This window comes from Paenibacillus sp. FSL H8-0537, assembly GCF_038051995.1.
GTDB lineage: Bacteria > Bacillota > Bacilli > Paenibacillales > Paenibacillaceae > Pristimantibacillus.
Genome location: NZ_CP150290.1, coordinates 6,053,954 through 6,075,163 on the forward strand (window position 1 = coordinate 6,053,954; position 21,210 = coordinate 6,075,163).

Below are 21,210 nucleotides of genomic sequence, written 5' to 3' on the forward strand. Positions count from 1 at the left end.
ATCAATAGGATTATTTATGCCAGACGTTTAATTTTTTGTTCAATTCAGGATAAGCGATCTAAAAAATAGAATAAGCAGGCTGAAAGGTTGTTTTTCACCTTTTCTCAGGGTAAACGCTGCGTATAGGAGCCATTAACATGCTGCTTTTGGCTCAAATGGGAGACTCCCTTTTAGTCATGGCTATGAAATGAATTGAATAATTTAATTTAACAAGGTAAAATTTTCATATTGCTAACGATAAGAATTCATTATTGTCCTGAGGAGACCTGCGCAATGAAAAAAATGCTGCTCAGCCTGCTGGTCATGTGCCTGCTGCTGACGGGCTGTATGTCAGATGCCGCCAATGGCTTCAATTTCAGCATTAAGCTGCTTAAATATGCTTGGCAGACGCCGGAGAAGCTGTCCGTGCAGCAACTAAAGCAGAAATACGGCGAAACCAGCAAGAAAACGATCATGCCGCTCTACAATGTAGCAAAAGATAGGAAGTTCGAGTTTAATTTCCAATCCGATTTGTCGCAACTCGACATTTTAAAATGGGAGGAAACGATCACCGTTCATACCGATCGGCAGGCGCTGCCCTCCAGCCAAATGGCTTCATTCAACCGGGTCACCCCTGTAGAGGGCAACAAAAGCATGATTACGGTCGAGCCGCTGGATTCAGGTGTGCTGCCGCTTCCTTCCGCTTCCTCCTATGATCAATTGGGCTGGGGAAATGCGCCGATTTATTATCTCCGCATTGATTATGACATGGCTTCCACTACGCCCCAAAAGCTGGAGAAGCCGCTCATTATCCCATTCACGGTACAGTCCAAGCTGCCCGTTCCGAATCTCAGCTACGAAATTAGCGAGGATGGCAGGCTAAAGCTCGTCTGGGATAAAATAACAGGGATCAGCGAATACAAGGTGTATCAGACCTTCCCTGAAGCTCGGAAAACGGATGGCATAACAAGCGCTCCCGGCAAAAAATCCGCTTTTTATTTGGAATCCCCTGTCCTGATTGAGCGGGTCAAAGGAACGGAGCTAGACGATTTTGGCGATAGCACTTATGACCAAATAGAGCTCGATAGCGGCGAGAGCTTTACACTCGCGCAAAATACCGGTGTACAGGGCAACTTCTATGTTACCGCCGTTGCAAACGGCAAGGAATCCAACTTCAGCGTTCCCGTCGTGACGGCCGATCTGTCGAGCCAGCTTCCGACGGAGGTTGTGGACGAATATGAAGGAGAGCTGTTCGGCAACACCTACGAGTACGTGGATGATCTGCCCTACAGTGTCGAAGTAAAGCATACCGATGGCTCTATCAGCTTTAAGGACATCGTATATGAAACGGATGAGCTTGTCCTTGAGCCATCGAGCCCCCTGAGCATTCCGTATTCCATTAAAGGCACTGTGCTGACAGGCGTCGTCTGGGTTGAAAATGTCATAGAGGAGGATATCGATTATATCGCTTCTTGGTATGAAGACGAGGATGGGGAAGCCGAGGGTACAGCTAATACCGGCTATGTTCAGCCGGAAAATACGACCTATTTTATACCGGATGCCAATGTGCCGACGATTATTACCCGCTTCACCAAAGCGTCTTCAGCCACAGACAATCTGATTGATCGGCAAATCGAGAATACGCGCCGGGTCGTCGCCAAGGGCGATAAAGAAACCGTCCCAACCGACAAGCTGCTGGAGAAGCTCCATATTTCTGCTGACTCGGCACTGGAAGAATATTTGGCTCGCAACTTAATGACCGGAGAGGAAGACATTTCGCTCATGTCCTTTCCCGAAGCGCAAAATACCGAGGTTCTCATTGATGTCGTCGAGAAGGTCATGTACCAAAATCCTTATATTATCGGGCTGGCAAGCTACGGCTACGATTACCGCACACTTACGCTTTATGTGTCCTACGAGAATCCCGTCAAGGAGATGCGCGCCAAGCAGCGGGAAATTATGCAGGAGGCCGAGCGCATTATTGCAGCCACCATTACGCCTGAGATGAGCGACGAGGAAAAACGGCTGGCGCTTTATGACTATTTGAACGATACGACGGTGTATGATGATGAGGCGCTGGATAATGCGTATAAATATGATTTTCGCAAGGTGGACCCCGAGTTTTATGATGCTTACAGCACCTATGGCATTATGATCAATAAACTCGGCGTCTGCATGAGCTATGCCTACACCTATAAGCTGCTGAACGATCTCGCTGGCGTGGAGACGATTGTCGTAACCGGCTATTTGGATGGCGTTCCGCATGCGTGGAACAAGGTCAACATTGACGGAGAATGGCTGAACGTCGATCCGACCAACAATGCGACCAATTCTGACGTTCCCTATATGCTGTATAACGCCAACGATGCTACTGCAATCAATGAGGAATATATAGAGGATGTCTCTTATTGGCTGGATGATGAGCTCGATCAATATACGGGCGAGAGCAATAAATACGACTACTATGTGAAAAATGGTCTCGAAGTGACTTCCAATAAGCAGTTTCGTATCGAATTGAAGAAGCTCGTGCAAAGCGGGCAGGAGCAAATTATATTGCGCCTCTCCCCTGAGGTTGATTATTCAGAAATGCTGGATGACACTTGGGATATTGTATGGGAGGAAGTACCTGATCAATATGATGATGCCGAAATGTATTATATGGGCAGCTACGTGCTGCTGGAATTATAAGGTTTGACGAAGCAAAGCCCGCTCCTTCAGCTAGCGTTGAAGGGCGGGCTTTTGTTGATTCGGCTAAATTTACCGCTGTTCCGCAGTTGGTCTTTGCATCGTATGATGGGTCAGCTTCATGAAGGGCTGGAGGCCCAGCGACTCCGCGAGGCGGATCGAGGCAGTGTTCGTCTCCAGCACATGGTATCTCGGCCTCAGCCCACCCTGCTGCAAATGCTCCAAGGCGGCAGCCACAAGCTGCCTCGCCAAGCCTTGCCCACGCCAGCGCTCCCGGGTATGGACGCCTGCAATTTCCCAAACGTCGTCATAGTTGCAAAAAATAAAACAGCCGGCAGCAGCCTCACCTTCCCGGCAAATGATGAAGGCATAGGCGCCTGCGGCAAAATAGTCGCGAAGCTCCTCCGGTGTATAGCCGTTGCTGCAAAGCAGCGGCAGCAGTTCCTCTGCCAGCGCCTCCTGCTTCACAACGTCATCATTCCCACTCCCTTTGTGCTGCTGCACGCTGCTGCCTGTAAGCTGGTTTTGGCTCGTATAGGAAATATAAGCTCTAGCCTGCTCCAGCTCGTAATAGTGGGCAAGCTGTTCTCGGTACTCATCCTTCTGCAGCTTGAACACAAGGCGGGCGCCTGCAGGAACCGCCTTAAGCAGCTCGGGCAGCAGCGACTGTTCCGTATACGCGACAAAAACGATAAAGTCGGTGCCGGGATACGTCTGCTGATCATAGGGATAAGCTTCGACTGGCAGCAGTAGGAGCAGTCCCCATCGCGACGTTTCAGAATCCTTTATGAGCTTGCTGATGATGGATGCCTCATAAGCCTCGATCATTTTCAGCAGCGTAATGTTCGTAAGCGTGTCCTGTTCCAGAAGCGGCACGATTTGATCCAGATGCTGCATCATCGCTCTCCCCTTTTATACGAACCATACCATAGCTGCACAGGGGCTTCAAACTATCCTTTTAAATGAAGCCGCCATTCACTCGCATCGTCTGCCCCGTTAGCCACTGCCCCTTTCGTTCCCGCGTAGGTGCTGTAGGTCGGGGACAATTTTCAAAAAAAGAGAGCCGCTTAGATAGCGGCCCTCCATTCGTTCTACAATAAAGTTATCTTTTCAAACTTTAAGCATTAAAATCATATGCAGGATTCGACAATACCGCATCGACTACCTCTAGCAAATCAACTTTCTCAACACTACCCACATCACCTAAGAAGCCCTTCAGGTCTTCAGGCAACTCAACTTTGGTTTCCCCATAAGAGTATCCCAATGCCCCAATATGCTTAAGCGTAAATTCTGTACGTTTAATTACATTAATGATCTTTTCGCCATTATTCTCATCTTTTAACGTGGTTTCGGTAGTTCCATTATCAGCAATTTTCCCTCTAACTGCATCTACTTTACCTTGACCTAGACCAATGGCTTTGAAAGTCAAATTGACCAGAACACCTTCGCCATTTATCCCGTAATCTTTACCTAAACTCGCTGTTATGAACCTTAGTGTATCAGAGGCCACCGCAGCTTGATGTATGATGCCAATATGCTCAGCCTCTTCGACTCCTACTAATTGAAACCTTGTAGTATCATACTTTATGTTGAAATCCTCTGCATAGATATTCTCTACATTTTTAAGCATGATTTGTACTTGAAACGTATCATTCAAATATACTTCGTCCAATTCAGAAAGCACTTCCAATGCTGCTTCTTTCTTAGGGATATAAATAGAGACTTCATTTGATAGCTTGCTCTCGCCATCTACAGTATTCGCAGTAACTACGTAATAATACGTTTTATCTACGGTCAGATTAGAATCCAAATAAGTTGAATTAGTCACCGAAGTCCCTATTGTTGTATATGGGCCGCCAGCAGTCTCCGCTCTTTTAATATTGTAGCTATCTGCTGTTTGTGTCGCATTCCAATTAATCGCTACATTATTACTAGCATTAAGCTCTGCAACTACATTTGCAGGCTTTTCAATATCATAGAACATTTTCAATCTAGCAATACCAATATGATCTGCATTATTATAGGTTGATTTCACATTTATTCTATAGTATTTATATGCATGCTCATTAACGTAGCTGTAGCTTCTCGTTCTATTTGTTACTGTAGCTAGATTAGCCGTTGAAACGGAATGAAGGGTTACAAATGTAGCTCCATTGTCTGACCCTTGAAAATCCCATGATTGCGGAAAAAATGTTCCTGTCCCGCCTGTTACAGAGTAGCGATTAACTTTCTGAGATTGATTAAACTCGTATTGAAGCGAAGCTACTTTAACACCCTCGTCCGAGGCATACTCTCCTTGGTCGCTAAAAGCCCGAAATGCACTATAAGTTGTACCTTGCCAAGTCAGGGTTGAACTTGCTGAAGCTTTACCTGCAGGAGCAGCACTACTTGTCATTATAGGAATGAGATTCCCATCCTCTTCCGCTGCCGACACTTTAACCCCTGTAAATATCAGTGCTACAAAACTTAAAGCAAGAAACAAATTAAATATTTTTTTCACAAGTATACCTCCCACTATAAATTAATAAATTCTCTTGTTTGCTCACTCATTCTTAGATTTTCAGCCATTGACAGATCGAGAGTTGGAGAAGTCATGTAAGGATGACAATATTTTCTGGCGGAGCCGGTGGCGGGAATAGAGATTGGGGATATTTGTCCCCAGCCATGGATTTTTCCGATGATCGCACCTTGGATATCCACACGTTCTCTTGACGGCTTACCCTCCCATGTCACGCGGGGTCGCTGCCCTTACATTCCTTCGTTCTGCCTCTCAAGAGGTGGATGCCGTTTCTTGCTCCTTTACGGGGTCGTTGCCCTTATGGTATTCGATCCTACGGCTACTCCGTGCTTCTTTTGTCTTTGGTCATTCCCGTTTGGTGAGAAACCTGAATTCGGTTTTTCTTAAGCTATCATCTGTAACTGAGCCTGACGTACTGGCCCTAACACGTGCTTTGCGTCATACGGCATTTGTTTGGTGCCCAGCGTATGCAGGACACGTATGAGTTTCCCACACAACGCCACAAGCGATTGTTTTTTCTTCAATGGATTCTGCGTTCGTTTGGTGAAGTACTGGTGCAAGGCCTTAAACTCCGCATTCTTTGCCACCATGGGCATGACCGCTCGAAACAACAGGGCCCTTAATCTTGCACGTCCACGTTTGGTAATACTGGATTTGCCTTTTTTCTTTCCTGAACTGTTCTCTTTGAGATTCAGTCCGGCTAGCCGAATAATCTGCTGTCCATGCTCGTAACCACTCAGATCTCCAACTTCCGCCAAGAATCCTGCTAAGGTGACCACCGCCACCCCCGGCACGGTGAGCATTTCCTTCGTTCCTGGGATTTGCCCAAGTAGACGTTCGACCTCGACTAGAATCTCTTCGAGCTGTCTGACAAACATGTCGTACTGCTCCAAAAGCGCTTTAATCTCGATTTGGGCTGCCGGAAGACCTTCCGTCAAACCGATCGAACTTCTCGCCGTTTCAACCAGCAGCTCGGCTCGCTTCGTTCCGATCGCTCGTTTCACGTCTTTCTTCCATCGCTGAACGATGACTTCTGCCCCGAGGGCTACGATCTCACTTGGCATCGGAAATTCCCTTAGTGTAAGGAGCGAGGCTTTCCCTTCCCAATCTTTAAATACCTCCGTATATTCGGGGAAAAAGCGATCTTGCCAGTTCTGTATTCGTCTCTGCACCTGTCCGAGATTCACCATGATCTTCTCGCGAAGATTCATGAGAATCCGCAGATCGGCGTAGACACGCGTCGGCAATTTCGGCTGGCTGTACTTCCCGTTTCGTACCAAGTCCGCAATGACTTTAGCATCTTTATAGTCGTTTTTCGTCGGTGAGTTGTCTTCCAGTTCTTTGCTCTTGTGTACGTGATGCGGATTGACAATAACCAAAGGAATACCTTGCTGGCTTAAATACTCCGCCAGGTTAAACCAGTAGTGTCCGGTAGGCTCAATGCCGAAGAGGACGTCGCTCTTGGCATGCTCCCGCTGCAGTTCCTTCATCCACTGAACCAGTTGCTCCAGTCCGGTACGGGTATTGGAAAAGACGCAGTCCTTTCCGAGTTCAATCCCCCGAAAGTCGATAGCGCGGGCCACGTGGGTTTCTTTCGCAATGTCTGCACCAACCACCAACGTTTTTTCCGAAATTCGTGTAATCCGTTGATTCTGTTTCTTCGATTGTTTATACTTCATAATGAGCGTCCTCCTTTTAATTCGGGCAGTGAATGACCACCATTCCATGACCCAGCATACAGGAGGCGCTTTTTTTGTTCAAACCTCAATTTAATTCATTACAGGAATGACTCCTAAGTTGTTGATCACCTCATTTAGTATCGACACTATTTTCATTTTATTTATAGCGAATTTTGTCGAAATTTGTATTTACATTACTTTATTTGATTTTAAAATTCAGTTGATAAATTGATTTCAAAATAAAAAGCACCTACTAATGCCCTTAAATGGTTTAATCAGAACCAATTAAGATCATCTATAGATGCCTTTACTTTAAGAAACTCGTTTTTGCTATAGCACAGCTAAGCATATCCAAGCTTAACTACAGCTTCCTTGCAGGCTGCACCTTAAGCAGCTTGCCTTTAACCGTCGTATTTTTCATTGCTTGCAGCACGAGGTTGCCTTTGCCATTCAAAATCTCCACATACGTCTTATTGTCCTCAATCGTAATAATGCCGATATCGACAGCTGTCATGCCCTCAATCTTCGCAATGGTGCCCACGAAATCAACTGCTCTGAGCTTGTTTTTCTTGCCGCCATTGAAATGCAGCTTGAGGATGTCCGCACTCAGCTGTGACTTCTTGTCTTGCTTCAATTCGGGACTTGCTTTCAGCTTCAGCTCAAAGCTTTCCCTGCGGCTGTCCACAACATCTTCAGGCGGAGCCTCCGCCTGACGGATTTTAAACCCAATGTACGCCTCAACATTCGCGAGAAAGGAATCCTCATTTGGCGTCACGAACGAGATCGCCTTGCCTTTGTTGCCAGCTCGTCCTGTTCGGCCTGCGCGGTGGACATAGCTTTCCCTCTCCATCGGAAAATCGTAGTTGATCACATGGGAAATCCGATCAATATCAATGCCTCGCGCCGCTACATCAGTCGCCACCAAATAACGGAACTCGCCTCTGCGGAACTCGCCCATTACCCGATTACGGTCATCCTGCTCCATGCCGCCGTGGATTTTGCCAATCGGATAACCGAGCTGGGTCAGCTCATGATGCACCTCATCGACATTGACCTGCGTCCGGCAAAAAATGATGCAGCTGTCCGGGTTTTCCATTACGGTCACATCCTGCAGCAATTGAAGCTTGCGATTATCCCGTACGATAAACAGCGAATGCTCGATTTCAGCCTTCGTACTGCCCTCTCCTTTAATTTCAATATCAACGGGATCGTTCATGTAGCGATGGCACAGCCGCTCTACATCCTTCGGCAGCGTAGCGGAGAATAGAAGCGTCACCCGATCCTTGGGCAGCTCCTGAATAATCATTTCCAGCTGCTCGATGAAGCCCATGCTCAGCATTTCGTCCGCCTCGTCAATGACGAGGAAGCGCAGCTTCTCCAGATCAATCGTATCTTTTTCGATATGATCCATAATGCGCCCCGGCGTACCGACGACCACATGATTTTTTTGCGTCAGCTGCATGCGCTGCGGGGCAAAGGGCTGCTTGCCATAAATAGCCGTCGCTTTAATTCTTTTGTAACGGCCTATGTTCGTAATATCCTCGGTTACTTGATCAGCAAGCTCTCGGGTCGGTGTCAATACGAGCGCCTGCGGCCGATTTTCGTCCCAATCGACCATTTCACAGATCGGAATGCCATAGGCTGCCGTCTTGCCGCTGCCGGTGTGCGACTTGACCGTAAGATCGCGCTTGCTCAGCGCAATCGGAATCACTTCGCGTTGTACAATGGTCGGCTGCTTGTAGCCTAAGCTATCCAGCGCCCGGGTAATGTCTTCACTTAATTGATAATCCTTAAAGCTTGCTTCACTCATCATAGAGCTCCTTTGGTGACTGTTGTATAAGCTAGTCAATTAAATATCGTGCTTTCAATACGTTCAAATGGTGCAGCTCGTGACCAGCGATAATATAGGCCAGCGCCAATGCCGTTACCTCGGAGCTGCTTGCGTTGCCGCGCCGTGCCAGCTCCTCATCGGAAAGCTTGCTAAGCAGCTTAAGCGTCGATTGCCTGATCGCCCGATATTCCTCGGCCAGCTCCTGGGTCGTATACTCATTAAACCTCGCGCCCGCTACAAACACCTCCTGCTCAAAACCAGGCAGCGGCGTCGAATCGCCCCGCGAAACCCGCAGCAGGCGATAGCTCATGACGCGCTCGGTATCATTAATATGGCCAATGACTTCCTTAATGCTCCATTTGCCTTCTGCGTATTTATAGTCGCCGCGCTCCTCTGGAATGCTTGCGAGCAGCTCGCTTGTCGTATCGTAGGCCTCAAGCAGCACATCCTTAATGCTGCCTTCCGGCACCTTTTCAATGTATGTTTGATAAAAAGGGTTAAAGTCATTAATAGAAGGTCGATTGCTCATATTCGTTACCTGCCTTTCTTTATTTTCAAAGCTTCAGTTTCAGAGATTGTAGCATTCCCGCCCCCGTTTGAAAAGAGCGCTGCCGCGTCCTCCCCGCTGCAATCGCAAAGCGGGCTGCTCCCCAAGGCGGAATCCTCCGCCCTAGTGAACAGCCCTCGTCTAACAGGTGGACTTAAGCCCCGCCTGTTATCTTTTTTGCTACTCTAAGCTCTATTATACGCTATTTCGTTGCCACAAACGGTTTATCCTGCGAAACAGCCAGCTGATACAAGTAAATGCCTGTGCCGTCGCCAATCGCATAGTTCATAATCCGCTTGTTGACAGGAGCAAGCTCAGAGCGGTACAGCGTTGGGAATACCGGAACCTGATCGACCATGTATTGCTGCCATTCTTTATAAATGCCTTTGCGCACCTCTACATCAAAGGCTTTCTCCGACACGCCCTCGGCAAGCAGCCTGCTATTCTCCTCCGTCTCAAAACGCGGGAAGTTATAAATCGCATCTTTGCCATATAGACCCGCAGGGTCTACATCGATGCCAACAGACCACGCTGCCTGGTAAACATCAACCGCCGGATCGTCATCGCCATTAGAACCTACACGGTCATAGAAGGAGTTGAACTCGACCATTTCCAGGTTAACATTGAGACCGATTGCGGCCCATGATTGCACATAATAACGGGCCAGTGGCTCAGCAATATCTCCGCCCGTCATCGAAATAAAGTTGATGACCAGCTGGCTGCCATCTGGATTGGTGCGGAATTCACCGTTCAATTTGTAGCCTGCGTCATCCAGCAGCTTTTTCGCCGCTTCCGGATCGTAGGTTACACCTTTGTTCGTAGAATCATGGAACTCTGGGTGGGACGGCGGGATCAGCGTCGTTGCATTCCAGCGCAGGCCGTGATAGAACTTTTTGCCGACAGCATCATTGTCCACCGCCTGCCACATCGCCTTGCGCAAATTCACATCGCCCATTTTCGCCTTGTCATTCGGCTTAACAGCCTTTGCTTCTTTATCCCATGTACCAAGCTTAAAGCCGATATACGTATACGCGCGGTCAATCATGCCAAGGAACTCGACGTTCGACATGCCCGCATTGTCCGGATATTGGTCAACCGGGAACGAATCGACGAGATCAACGCCGCCGCTCTCAAGCTGCTGTACAACCGTCGTCGGGTTGATGACCTTCAGCACAACCTCATCCAGCGCAGGCTCGCCGCGCCAGTAATCGGCATTTTTCTCGAAGACGACCGACTCGCCTGGTACAATTGTTTTCACTTTAAAAGGTCCGAAGCCGATCGGCTTCTCGCGCACTTCCTTGGAAGCGGAAATTTTCGCTACATCCATCTCGCCAAAAATATGCTTAGCCAGCGGATATATCCAAACGCCGCCCGTCAGTAGAGACGGAGTAGACTGAATATACGTAATTTGCAGCTGCTTGTCTCCAAGCACCTTAATGCCAGAAATCGTTTTGGCTTTGCCGTCATGGTATTCCTGCATGCCTTCAATATTCGTAAAATTGGAATCGTAGCGCGGACCGTCATAGTCCTTGTGACCGATTATCTCATGCGCGAACAGCCAATCCTCAGCCGTTACAGGCTTGCCGTCCTGCCAGTTCACATTGTCGCGAATCGTAAAGGTAAACGTGCGACCATCCTCAGCAACCTCATAGGTAGCTGCCCCATCGTTCGTATAGACGTAGTTCGCATCCCAAGTCAATAGTCCTTCGTCAAACCATTGGAGGACCATCGCATCCGGGTTGCCCGAATAGAAATTGAAGTTCAGCGTACCTTCAAATGGCGTATCGGACACCAAGCCGTAAGTCACGGAGCCGCCCTTCAGCGCCGTACCTTCATTAATTTTCACCTTGTTAAAATCCTCAATCGAATAAAGACCATCATCTTCAGCTGGCTCTGCACTTGCGCTAGCCGTAGGCTCAGCGCTCGCCCCAGGACTTGCGCTCTCGGCCGCCCCGCTTCCGCCATTTGATGTACATGCCCCCAGCATTAGCGCGAGCACAAGCATCAGCGAAACGAACACATACCTTGTCCCCATAACCTTTCTCATTACACCATCTCCTCCTTTTATTAGCCTTTTCTTTGTCTTGCGTCCGTCGCGCGCTTCAGCGCTTGACCAACATTATTTATACTCAACATCAATACCAAAATCAGCACTGACGCGGGTAACCAGATCCACCATCTGCTCTCCAGGGTTTGCGGGTTTCTCGCATAGCTGACTAAGGTACCGAGGCTCGGCGTGCTTTCAGGAAAGCCAAAGCCAAGAAAGGAAAGGCCGGATTCAAGGCCGATGTTCGCTGCCAGATTCAGCGTCATGGTCACAATAATAATGGAGCTGAGATTCGGCAGCAGCTGTGTAAACATGATTTTGAGGTGGGAGGACCCCAGCGTTCTGGACGCCTGAATGTAATCCAGCTCGCGCTCCTGCAGCGCCTTCGACCGAATCAGCCGAGCAATGCCCATCCACAGGAATGCCGTCATAATAAGCGAAAATGAAATAATGCTGTATTTAGGCACAGCGGTTACGAACGCAATAACGATCATGAGCGTCGGCAAAATCATAAAGAAATCGACGAAGCGCATAAACACATTGTCTACGCTGCCGCCAAAATAACCCGACAGCATCCCAATCAGAATGCCGATAATCCCCGTCATCAGCGTCACAATAATCCCGATGGACAAGGAGTTGCGCGTGCCGATGATCAGCTGCCCGAATACGTCGCGACCGCCATAGTCCGTCCCCAGCCAAAACTCGGCGGAAGGCGGCTTGTACAGCGAGAACAAATCCACGGTCACGATCTGCTTCTGATCCAGCACAAGCGAAATGCCATATACAAAGATGATGATGAGTCCTAGAAAAAGAAAGGAAGCAAACGCCACCTTGTCGCGGACAATTTCCCGCCAGATGATTTTCCAGCCGGAGGGGCTTCGGTCCGCCTCGGCGGTTGCAAGCTTGCTCATAGTTTAAGCCTCCCTGCGCGCTTATTTAATCCGAATCCGGGGATCGACAATGCTCAAAATCATATCCGAAATTAAAGCTCCCAAAATCGATGCGAGCCCATACAGCAGCACCAGCGCCGTCACGACACTGAAATCCCGCAAGGAGATGGAGCTTAGAAACAGCTGTCCCATGCCAGGGTAGCTGAAGATGCTCTCAATAAATACGGTGCCGCCAATCAGGCCCGTAATCTCATAGCCGAAAAAAGCGGCAATCGGCAGCAGCGAGTTGCGCAGTATATGACGGTTATAGACGCGGGACTCTGAAGCCCCCTTAGCCCTTGCGGTCAAAATAAAATCACGCTGCTTCGTATCAATAATTTCGCTGCGCAGCAGCTGTACCGTCGTCACGGTCGTAATCAGCGCCATCGACAAAGCGGGGAGCAGCAAATGATAGATTTTGCTAAATACATACGCAGCCGTGCCAGGCTCTGTCCCCGGCTTGACGCTACCGCCTGTAGGGAACCAGTCAAAGTGGAAGCCGAACAGCCACAGCATAACCAAGCCAAAAATAAACAGCGGTGCAGCAAAGCCCAAATAGGTATAGCCCGTAATCAGGCGGTCCGCCCAAGTATCGTTGTAGCGGCCACTCGTAATGCCAAGCGGAATCGCGATTAAGTAAGTCAATATCAGCGTCGCGACCGACAGCCAGATCGTATTAAAAATGCGCTGGCCAATGAGCTCGGACACAGGCATTTTGAAGCGGAACGATTGTCCAAAGTCGCCCTGGAGCGCATGGATCATCCAGTTCCAGTACTGCACATGCCACGGATCGTTCAGACCAAGCCGCTCGCGCTGCGCTTCAAGCGCCGCTGGGTCCAGACTCGGATCAACAAGGCCTGTGAGCGCATCGCCGGGCATCGCTTTAGCGAGCAAAAAGACGAGAATGCTAAGTAAAAATAATTGCGGAATCATAATGAATATACGGCGAGCAATCGTTTTCCACATCGCTATCCACCTTTCCCAGGCAGAGCTACTAGATGCGTGCTTGAGATGGGCCTTAGTGAATAGGCCAGACCCTCTTCGTCAAAATAGTCTCTGTAGGCTTGATCATATTCGGCTTTTACCGCTGCTCTAAACTGTCGTTGCTTCTCTCGCTGTGTAGGGTCGATATCAGGAATGGCTGCAAGGAGCCTCTTGGTGTAAATATGTTGAGGGTTATGAAAAATATCTGAGGTGGTGCCTTGCTCAACATGTCTGCCCTTGTACATAATGCCGATGTGATCGCACATATGCCGGATAATGCCAAGGTCATGGCTGATAAACAAGTACGTGAGGTTTAATTCCTTCTGGATGTCCTGCATAAAATTAAGCACCTGCGCCTGTACGGATACGTCCAGCGCCGATACGGGCTCGTCGGCGATAATCAGCTTCGGCTTTAAGGCAATCGCCCTGGCGATGCCGATCCGCTGCCGCTGGCCGCCGGAAAACTCATGCGGATATTTATAGATCGTCTCTGCGCTTAAGCCTACCTGCTCAAGCAGCTCTCGCACGCGCCGCTTCTCTTCCTGCGGAGACATCCGCTCGAAGTTGCGCAGCGGCTCCGCCACGATGTCGATGACACGCTTCTTCGGATTAAGCGAGGAATACGGATCTTGAAAAATCATTTGAACATCGCGGCGGGCATTCAGCAAGCTTCGCCTGCCGCCTTCGTTCAAGTCTTTCCCTTCAAACATGACGCTGCCGGACGTAATCGCATTCAGGCCGATGATCGCCCGCCCCGTCGTCGTCTTCCCCGAGCCGGACTCACCAACAAGTCCGTAGGTGCTGCCCTGCTCAATCGACAAGCTTACGCCGTCAACCGCTTTGACCTCTCCAACCGCTCTGCCGAATAAGCCGCCGCGAATCGGAAAATGCACCTTTAAATCCTTAATATCAAGAAGCGCCATAGTCAGCCCCCTTCCCGTCCACTTTAGGAAAATAAAAAGTCCGATAGCAGGTGCAGCGGACAAAATGACCGGGACTTACTTCGTGCATCGCAGGCTCCGCCTCATGCGCCGCTTCCTGCATCCACGGAATGCGGGAGCGGAAGCGGCAGCCCTCGCGGGGCAGCTTCTGCAAGGAGGGCACGATGCCCTGAATGACATGCAGCCGAGACTTCTCGGCACTGGCCGCCGGAATCGAGCTGAGCAGCGACTTTGTATAAGGATGCTGCGCATTCGAAATAAGCGTATAAATATCGGCGATTTCCACGATCTGCCCTGCGTACATCACCGCTACGCGATCCGCCATTTCCGCCACAACGCCGAGGTCGTGGGTGATGAGGATGATGCCGGCTCCGATATCGCTCTTCAGCTTGCGGATCAGCTCCAAAATTTGCAGCTGGATCGTTACATCAAGCGCCGTCGTCGGCTCATCGGCAATGAGCAGCTCCGGCTCATTGGCAATCGCAATCGCAATGACGACGCGCTGCCTCATTCCGCCGGACAGCTCATGCGGATATTGCTGATACGTATGCTCAGGGCGCGGAATGCCTACCTTATCGAGCAGCTCCAGCACCTTCACCTTGCGCTGCTCCGCCGTCAGCTTGTCGTTATGCAGAAGCAAGGCCTCCTCAATCTGGCTGCCAATAATCATGAGCGGATTAAGCGCCGACAGCGGGTCCTGAAAAATCATACCCATTTCATTGCCGCGCAGCTTGTTTAATTTGCTTGGCGGCAGATGAGCCAAATCCTGCCCCTTATAATAAATATGCCCTTCGATTTTCGCCCGCGTGTGGAGCCCCATAATCGAAAAGGCCAATGCACTTTTCCCTGAGCCGGATTCGCCGACAATCGCTAAAATTTCATTTTTCCTGACGGTTAGCGAAACATCATCCACTGCCGCATAATAGTGGTCAGCTATACGAAAGGACGTCGTTAAATGCTCCATTCTCAGCAATTCCTCACTCATATTTAATCACCCTAACGAATTATAATTTCGAGCGTTAAGTGAACTACCATCCACCTAAGAGGTGGTGGCTTCTTGGTCAATGAAGCTACCGCTCCAAGTTTACCCAAGCTTATAGGCTCGTTCCTAACCCCTAGTATGCAAGGTCACATGGCTAGTTTCAGTAGGTTTTGAGCAGCGTTTACATCCCTGTCATGATGTGCCTTACAGGCTGGACAAGTCCACTCACGCAAGGCAAGATTCTTCACTTCTGCATGCTTGTAACCACAACCTGAACACAACTGACTGCTTGCATAGTTCTTTGGGGCAATTATCAATTCTCTGCCGTACCACCCAGCCTTATATTCCATCATCGAACGGAACAAGCTCCAAGATACTTCGCTGATGGCCTTCGCTAACTTGTGATTTTGCATCATATTCTTTACTCGAAGGTCTTCCATGACAATGACTTGGTTTTCGCTAATCATCTTGGAAGAGACTTTGTGCAAGAAGTCTTTGCGCTGATGGCTAATCTTTTCATGTAGTTTGGCAACCTTCAGCCTAGCCTTGTGACGGTTATGACTTCCCTTCTTCTTGCGGGATAAGTCCTTTTGTAAATTAGCTAGTCGCTTTTCAGATTTACGCAAGTAGGTAGGATTGGGTATAGTTTCGCCTTGTGACGTAATCGCAAAATCTTTCAGTCCAAGATCCACGCCAATCTTCATTTCCAATTTGGGTAACTGAACGATATCCGTTTCAACCAATACGGAAGCATAATATTTCCCTGTTGGTGTTTTGGAAATCGTACAAGATTTGATAAGCCCCTCGAATGGACGGTGCAGCTTGATTTTGATTCTAGTTTTTAGTTTTGGAATTTTGATATACCCATCTTCAATGTCCACGGTTCCATTTTGATTATTGGTTGTGAAGCGATGCTGATTCGTCTTCTTGCTCTTGAATTTAGGAAATCCCACTTTTTTATCACGAAAGAAATGCTTATACGCCTTGTCTAAGTTTAGTTGTGCATTCGCGAGTGCTAGGCTATCCACTTCTTTCAGCCAGTCGAATTCCTTTTTGTATTGCGCTGGTGTATTTTTGAGCATCGTTCCCGTTTGCTTGTAATGCTCCATTTTATCTGCAAGCATTCTATTGTAGATGAAACGAACAGAACCGAATACTTTAGCTAAATATGGTTGTTGATCTTGATTAGGATAGATACGGTATTTGTAGGCTTTCAGCAATTCCGATCATCCTTTCATGCCTTGGTTTTAGATGTATGTTTTGATTACGTCTAGTGGCGCTCCACCCGTTGTAAGTAAGCAATAGCATCGTGACCAAAATGCTCTTTCCAAAGCAATTCTCGGAGGATAGGGAATTCCTTCTTGATCAGCCTGGAGGATGCACTCTTATAAGCGTTGAGAAATTTGGAAATGTCGATATTCGAATGCGTCTTCATGAGTACGTGAACATGATCCTTGTCAGGCTTCCATTCCTACAAAGTCACCTTGTACATAGGCTGAATGTATTCGAATATCTCTTTCAGACGTTCGGAGATTTCAGCGGTAATGACTTCCTTACGATATTTGATGACTAGAATAAGGTGATAATGGAGCAGAAATACTGAATGGTTATTGGAGTCTAATTTTATTGATTACATAACCTTTTATGGTATACGACTGAACACTAAAATTATAGTATTTTAGGTGGTAAGGGCCAATGTAGATTAGACCGTTTCCACTCTCCCCCACTTAGAGAAGATGGGGGGTGGAAAATGATGGTTAATTTGATAATTCTGAAAATAATGACGAGTTTGGCTCGGTATGATTAGGCGAATCTAGCTGTTGAAGGGTGACACTACGAGCTTCAATCTATGTCATATTTTATATCATTAAGAATAGAGTTACAATACTTTTTATTTATATTTCTCTCTTTTTTTAACATCTAGTTTTACTTAGTGGATAATGTTAGTCAAGTATTAACATATAAGATGGAGTTATATTTATTTAAAACCTTAAATAAATATTCATATTTGTAAATTAATTATGCAAGTAATTTGATGTATATTTTAAATATAATTCTTCCTGAATTTAGATATTGTAAGTTTTTCATAAAGGAATAACGATTTTCTACTTAATCTAGACAGGAAAAAGTTGTAAATTTTATTGATAGCAAAAGAAATCACAATTCGCCAACCCCTTTTTTTTATTCGCAGGCATGCATAAACGCCCATCACAGGAGGAGCAGCTAAAGTGAAGGTGAAAGTGAAACGGCTGTCGCCTTCCTCTGGTCGCAAGCAAAAACGACTTCGTCGTCCTTCTGAAACGTGCGAAGAGCTTGGCCCTAGAATTCTAAGGGGATATAAGGATCAAACTTATACATTCTTAGAATTCAAAAAAAGCTGGCATCCCTATTCGGATACCAGCCTCTCAAACCCTTTTTTCCCCGGACCTGTGCGCCCTCTCCTCCAGCAGTCGTTCTAGAGGAAAATGAGCAGCAGAATGCCCGCGACAAAGCAATAATAGGAGAAATATTTCAAATTGCCGCGCGCCATAATGTTCATGAACCAGCGCATAGAATAATAGGTAACAATTAAAGTAGCGATAAAGGCAATGAGATAAGGAATCATCAGCGAGGCCCGGTTAGGATCATTCGCGATGTCCGATACGCCCAGCACCAGTCCGCCCAAGCTAATCGGTATGTATAGCATAAAAGAAAACCGCAGCGCCGTCTCCTGCTTCATGCCGACCGCAATGGACGTAATGACGGTAGAGCCGGAGCGGCTAATACCCGGAATGAGCGCTACTGCCTGTGCCAAGCCTACAATTAAAGCATCCTTGACCGTCAGGTCTCCATCCCGCTTGCGCCCTTGCAAATTGCGGATTAGCCAAAGTGCCACACCCGTTATGAGCAGCGATATCGCCACCGTGCGCACGGAGGAGAAATAAGACTCAATTTGATCCTTGAACAGCAGCCCGATAATGACGGCCGGCACCGTTCCAATAACGACATACATAGCGAACAGAAAGTCGCTTTTGTAGGACTTGTCCCGTGTTCTCATATATTTGATGGTGTTAACGATCAGCCGATTAATATCCTGGCGAAAAATGTAGCCAATCGCAATAAGCGATGCCGTGTTCGTTAAAATCTCAAATGCCAGTCCTCGCTGATCTACGCCTAGCAGTTGCTGGGCAATAATTAAATGTCCGCTTGATGATACGGGGATCGGCTCCGTAAAGCCCTGAATAATACCGAGAATTAAATACTTCAGCCATAATACGAAATTGTCCATACCGTCTCCTTTTTTGCTTGTATTTACCTCACCTATCATAACGCACCCTAGTAAAAATGATCAAATCTCCCGAGTTGCCCGCTCCTCGCAATCATGGTATAAATAGCGAAAGCATAAATTCACTTCCAGTTGCAAAGGGGCAGCAGCGGCAACCCCCTTCCCGTCTGGCTCGCTTTCGGTGAAACATTCGGCTGGGTCGCAGGTGTACCCGGCAACCATGATATAATGGAGTCTGCGCATATGGAGATGCTCGCCGCTAGCGATTGCATGCATTTCATAGACCTGCCAGCTTTGACCGAAATATTAGGACTCCGCCTTGCCGATCTAGGCGGCATTATTGGACGAGCGGACAAGCCTAATCGCATGTCTTGGAAGCCAGTTTTTGAATGCGGATGGCAAGCTATTCATCCTGCTGCCCATTTAGCAGAAATATCAACATGAGGAGATGGACCGTCTTGAAGCTGGTTTCATGGAATGTTAACGGGCTGAGAGCCTGTGTTAATAAAGGGTTTAATGATTATTTTACCGAGATGGATGCGGATATTTTCTGTCTGCAGGAGACGAAGCTTCAGGAGGGGCAAATTTCGCTGGAGCTCGGTGAGGCGTATTCGGATTACTGGAACTATGCTGTTAAGAAGGGCTATTCCGGTACGGCAGTGTTTACGAAGGCCCCCCCTCTTTCCGTCCGCTATGGCATTGAAGAAAATGAAGAGCCGGAAGGCCGCATTTTGACGTTGGAATTCGAAGGCTTCTATTTGGTTAATGTATATACGCCTAATGCCAAGCGCGATTTGCTGCGGCTGGATTATCGACTGGAATGGGAGGATCGCTTCCGTATTTATTTGCAGCAGCTTGATGCGGTGAAGCCCGTCATTGTCTGCGGCGATCTCAATGTCGCCCATCAGGAAATCGACCTCAAAAATGCCAAAGCCAACCACGGCAATTCTGGTTTCACCCCGGAAGAACGCGGCAAAATGACCGAGCTGCTGGCCGCCGGTTTTGTCGACAGCTTTCGCTATCTCTACCCTGACCGCACCGATGCCTATACTTGGTGGTCCTACATGCCGAAGGTCCGAGAGCGGAACGTCGGCTGGCGCATTGACTATTTTCTGATCTCGGAGCGACTCGCTCCGTTGCTGAAGGACGCGGCCATTGATTCCGCTATTATGGGAAGCGATCATTGTCCGGTACTGCTCGATATTAACCTATAATGAAGAAATCATAATTTAAACCGTCAAATTCTGTTTGCAGAATCTGACGGTTTTTTGCTTTCCCCTTTTTAATCTCAACATTATTCGACGTTTTCCGACTTCATTTCCCCCTATTAGACTCTTTCGTTCAGAATCGGTTCAGCCCTAAACAGTAAAATGAAGCTAAGCATCTTACTATTCGTAACAAGGAGACTCGGACAAATGAACGATTACTGGCGCAAAATGACCGCATTATCCCTGAAAAAGGGCCCCTCTCTTTTTGTTTGTGCTGCAGTATTGGGAACCACCTTGTCACTATCTGCTCCGGCATATGCAATTCCAGAATCTTCGAACTACTTTCTTCCTGTAGTAAACAATGATCTACAATGGGTTAAATTTGATTCCAATGCGAATGCGGGAATGGGATCAACCATTGACGTTTATGGCAGCTATTTCGCATTGGATTCACAGAAGCTCTTCCCCCCATCAACCGTCATTACGATGTTAACTGCTACTTCCAGCGATATGAGCGTCGCGTCTGCGAACGCTTATTTACCCAACATTGAGATGGAAATATTCGGCCCAGGAACGACTGAGATCAGGGTTGAAGGCGTTACCGCTGAAAATGAAAAGCTGACCGAACACTTTCGCGTGACGGTAAACCGCTTCGCGGATACGAACAAGGACGGCATTATTACGTCAGCGGATGCCTTTCACATCGTTCGGGAGCTAAACAGAAATTCCGCTCTTACTAATGGCGACTTCAATCTATATGATATCGACCGCGACAGGTCCGTAACGGCAGCAGATGCTTCCGCCCTAATGAGCCTTTACACGGGCAAAACCGTCCTAGACTCGTCTGAAAAATATGTCGTCACCTTAAGCGCCATTGACGATGCTCCAGTTATATATAGCGGCTCTTTATACGCTGATACATGGGTAACAGGCCAAACAGTGACCGCGGAATACAGTTATTTTGATCCTGAAAATGATTTCGAAGGCAATAGCCGCTTTAAATGGTTCCGCAGCTCGCAAGCCGATGGCTCCGACCGTACGGAAATCATAGGCGAAACGTCTTACACCTATACACTTCAGCAAGCCGATATCAATTATTATGTGTTCGCTGAGGTAACACCAGTTGCCGCATCGGGTGATTTGCTGACTGGCCAGACTGTCCTCTTGAAGCCGGCTTCTGTCGTGGCAAGCGCTACTCCTATCATTGTAAGCCGGACTCCTCTGCATGGAAGCAACAATGCCAATCCAGGTGACGATATTGTTTTCACCTTTGATAGAGACATTGTTGCCGTTCCCGGAAAATATATTAAAATTATTAGTATGTTGGAAAACACTGAAGCGCTAAGCTACCCATCCGACTATCCGGATCATGTTCTCATTGACGGCAATACGGTCACTATTAAAGTATTATCATGGTTGCTGCCATCAAATACACCACTTAGCATCATCATTGAGGAGGGAGCCTTCGAGGATCTCGATGGCAATGCTTTTGCAGGCACTGTATTAGCGGAATGGATCTTTGCTCATTCCGTAGGGATCTAAAGCCATTACTTATATTCAAGGTGAACAGGCTATCGTCGTCCTCTGGCGGCAAAGCTACCGTTCCGCACTCTAC

At 47.8% G+C, this 21,210-nt stretch carries 16 protein-coding genes and 1 pseudogene; 3 read left to right on the forward strand and 14 right to left on the reverse strand.

What is annotated here, in order from left to right; all coding sequences use genetic code 11:
- Positions 1 to 273 precede the first annotated feature (273 nt).
- Entirely contained in the window at positions 274 to 2,667 is a 2,394-nt protein-coding gene (locus MHB80_RS25565) for a transglutaminase domain-containing protein (protein ID WP_341279601.1), read from the forward strand.
- A gap of 69 nt (positions 2,668 to 2,736) precedes the next feature.
- On the opposite strand, the gene MHB80_RS25570 is transcribed toward MHB80_RS25565, so the two are convergent.
- The 14 genes and pseudogenes from MHB80_RS25570 to MHB80_RS25635 form a co-directional block, all read right to left on the reverse strand.
- Entirely contained in the window at positions 2,737 to 3,564 is an 828-nt protein-coding gene (locus MHB80_RS25570; RefSeq protein ID WP_341279602.1) for a GNAT family N-acetyltransferase, read from the reverse strand.
- A 217-nt stretch (positions 3,565 to 3,781) separates the two neighbouring features.
- A complete protein-coding gene (locus MHB80_RS25575; RefSeq protein ID WP_341279603.1) occupies positions 3,782 to 5,164 on the reverse strand; it encodes a cohesin domain-containing protein in 1,383 nt (460 codons plus the stop codon).
- Positions 5,165 to 5,565: 401 nt separating this feature from the next.
- Positions 5,566 to 6,861: an IS110 family transposase gene (locus MHB80_RS25580; protein WP_341279604.1), complete on the reverse strand. Its 1,296-nt coding sequence runs from the start codon at positions 6,859 to 6,861 to the stop codon at positions 5,566 to 5,568.
- Positions 6,862 to 7,222: 361 nt separating this feature from the next.
- Entirely contained in the window at positions 7,223 to 8,671 is a 1,449-nt protein-coding gene (locus MHB80_RS25585; RefSeq protein WP_341283076.1) for a DEAD/DEAH box helicase, read from the reverse strand.
- Between the two features lie 31 nt (positions 8,672 to 8,702).
- A complete protein-coding gene (locus MHB80_RS25590; protein ID WP_341279605.1) occupies positions 8,703 to 9,221 on the reverse strand; it encodes a DinB family protein in 519 nt (172 codons plus the stop codon).
- Positions 9,222 to 9,441: 220 nt separating this feature from the next.
- Positions 9,442 to 11,286, reverse strand: a complete 1,845-nt coding sequence (locus MHB80_RS25595) for an oligopeptide ABC transporter substrate-binding protein (protein ID WP_341279606.1) — start codon at positions 11,284 to 11,286, stop codon at positions 9,442 to 9,444.
- A 20-nt stretch (positions 11,287 to 11,306) separates the two neighbouring features.
- Positions 11,307 to 12,197 carry an ABC transporter permease gene (locus MHB80_RS25600; RefSeq protein WP_341279607.1) on the reverse strand — a complete coding sequence of 297 codons (891 nt, stop codon included), beginning with the start codon at positions 12,195 to 12,197 and terminating at the stop codon, positions 11,307 to 11,309.
- 21 nt (positions 12,198 to 12,218) lie between these two features.
- Complete coding sequence (gene opp4B, locus MHB80_RS25605) at positions 12,219 to 13,181, reverse strand: oligopeptide ABC transporter permease (RefSeq protein ID WP_341279608.1); 963 nt, start codon at positions 13,179 to 13,181, stop codon at positions 12,219 to 12,221.
- Positions 13,182 to 13,183: 2 nt separating this feature from the next.
- Complete coding sequence (locus MHB80_RS25610; protein ID WP_341279609.1) at positions 13,184 to 14,122, reverse strand: ATP-binding cassette domain-containing protein; 939 nt, start codon at positions 14,120 to 14,122, stop codon at positions 13,184 to 13,186.
- Positions 14,109 to 15,125, reverse strand: a complete 1,017-nt coding sequence (locus tag MHB80_RS25615; protein ID WP_341279610.1) for an ABC transporter ATP-binding protein — start codon at positions 15,123 to 15,125, stop codon at positions 14,109 to 14,111. The genes MHB80_RS25610 and MHB80_RS25615 overlap by 14 nt, the downstream gene beginning before the upstream one ends.
- 143 nt (positions 15,126 to 15,268) lie before the next feature.
- Positions 15,269 to 16,342, reverse strand: a complete 1,074-nt coding sequence (tnpB, locus tag MHB80_RS25620) for an IS200/IS605 family element RNA-guided endonuclease TnpB (RefSeq protein ID WP_341279611.1) — start codon at positions 16,340 to 16,342, stop codon at positions 15,269 to 15,271.
- Positions 16,343 to 16,369: 27 nt separating this feature from the next.
- Positions 16,370 to 16,749 (reverse strand): annotated as a pseudogene (tnpA, locus tag MHB80_RS25625) (IS200/IS605 family transposase).
- An 828-nt stretch (positions 16,750 to 17,577) separates the two neighbouring features.
- Entirely contained in the window at positions 17,578 to 18,390 is an 813-nt protein-coding gene (locus MHB80_RS25630; RefSeq protein ID WP_341279612.1) for an undecaprenyl-diphosphate phosphatase, read from the reverse strand.
- Between the two features lie 60 nt (positions 18,391 to 18,450).
- Positions 18,451 to 18,663 (reverse strand): hypothetical protein, encoded by a 213-nt coding sequence (locus tag MHB80_RS25635; protein WP_341279613.1) that lies wholly within the window; start codon positions 18,661 to 18,663, stop codon positions 18,451 to 18,453.
- A gap of 182 nt (positions 18,664 to 18,845) precedes the next feature.
- Here MHB80_RS25635 and MHB80_RS25640 point away from each other — a divergent pair, with 182 nt between their 5' ends.
- Positions 18,846 to 19,601 carry an exodeoxyribonuclease III gene (locus MHB80_RS25640; protein WP_341279614.1) on the forward strand — a complete coding sequence of 252 codons (756 nt, stop codon included), beginning with the start codon at positions 18,846 to 18,848 and terminating at the stop codon, positions 19,599 to 19,601.
- A gap of 201 nt (positions 19,602 to 19,802) precedes the next feature.
- A complete protein-coding gene (locus tag MHB80_RS25645; protein ID WP_341279615.1) occupies positions 19,803 to 21,137 on the forward strand; it encodes a dockerin type I domain-containing protein in 1,335 nt (444 codons plus the stop codon).
- Positions 21,138 to 21,210: the final 73 nt, after the last annotated feature.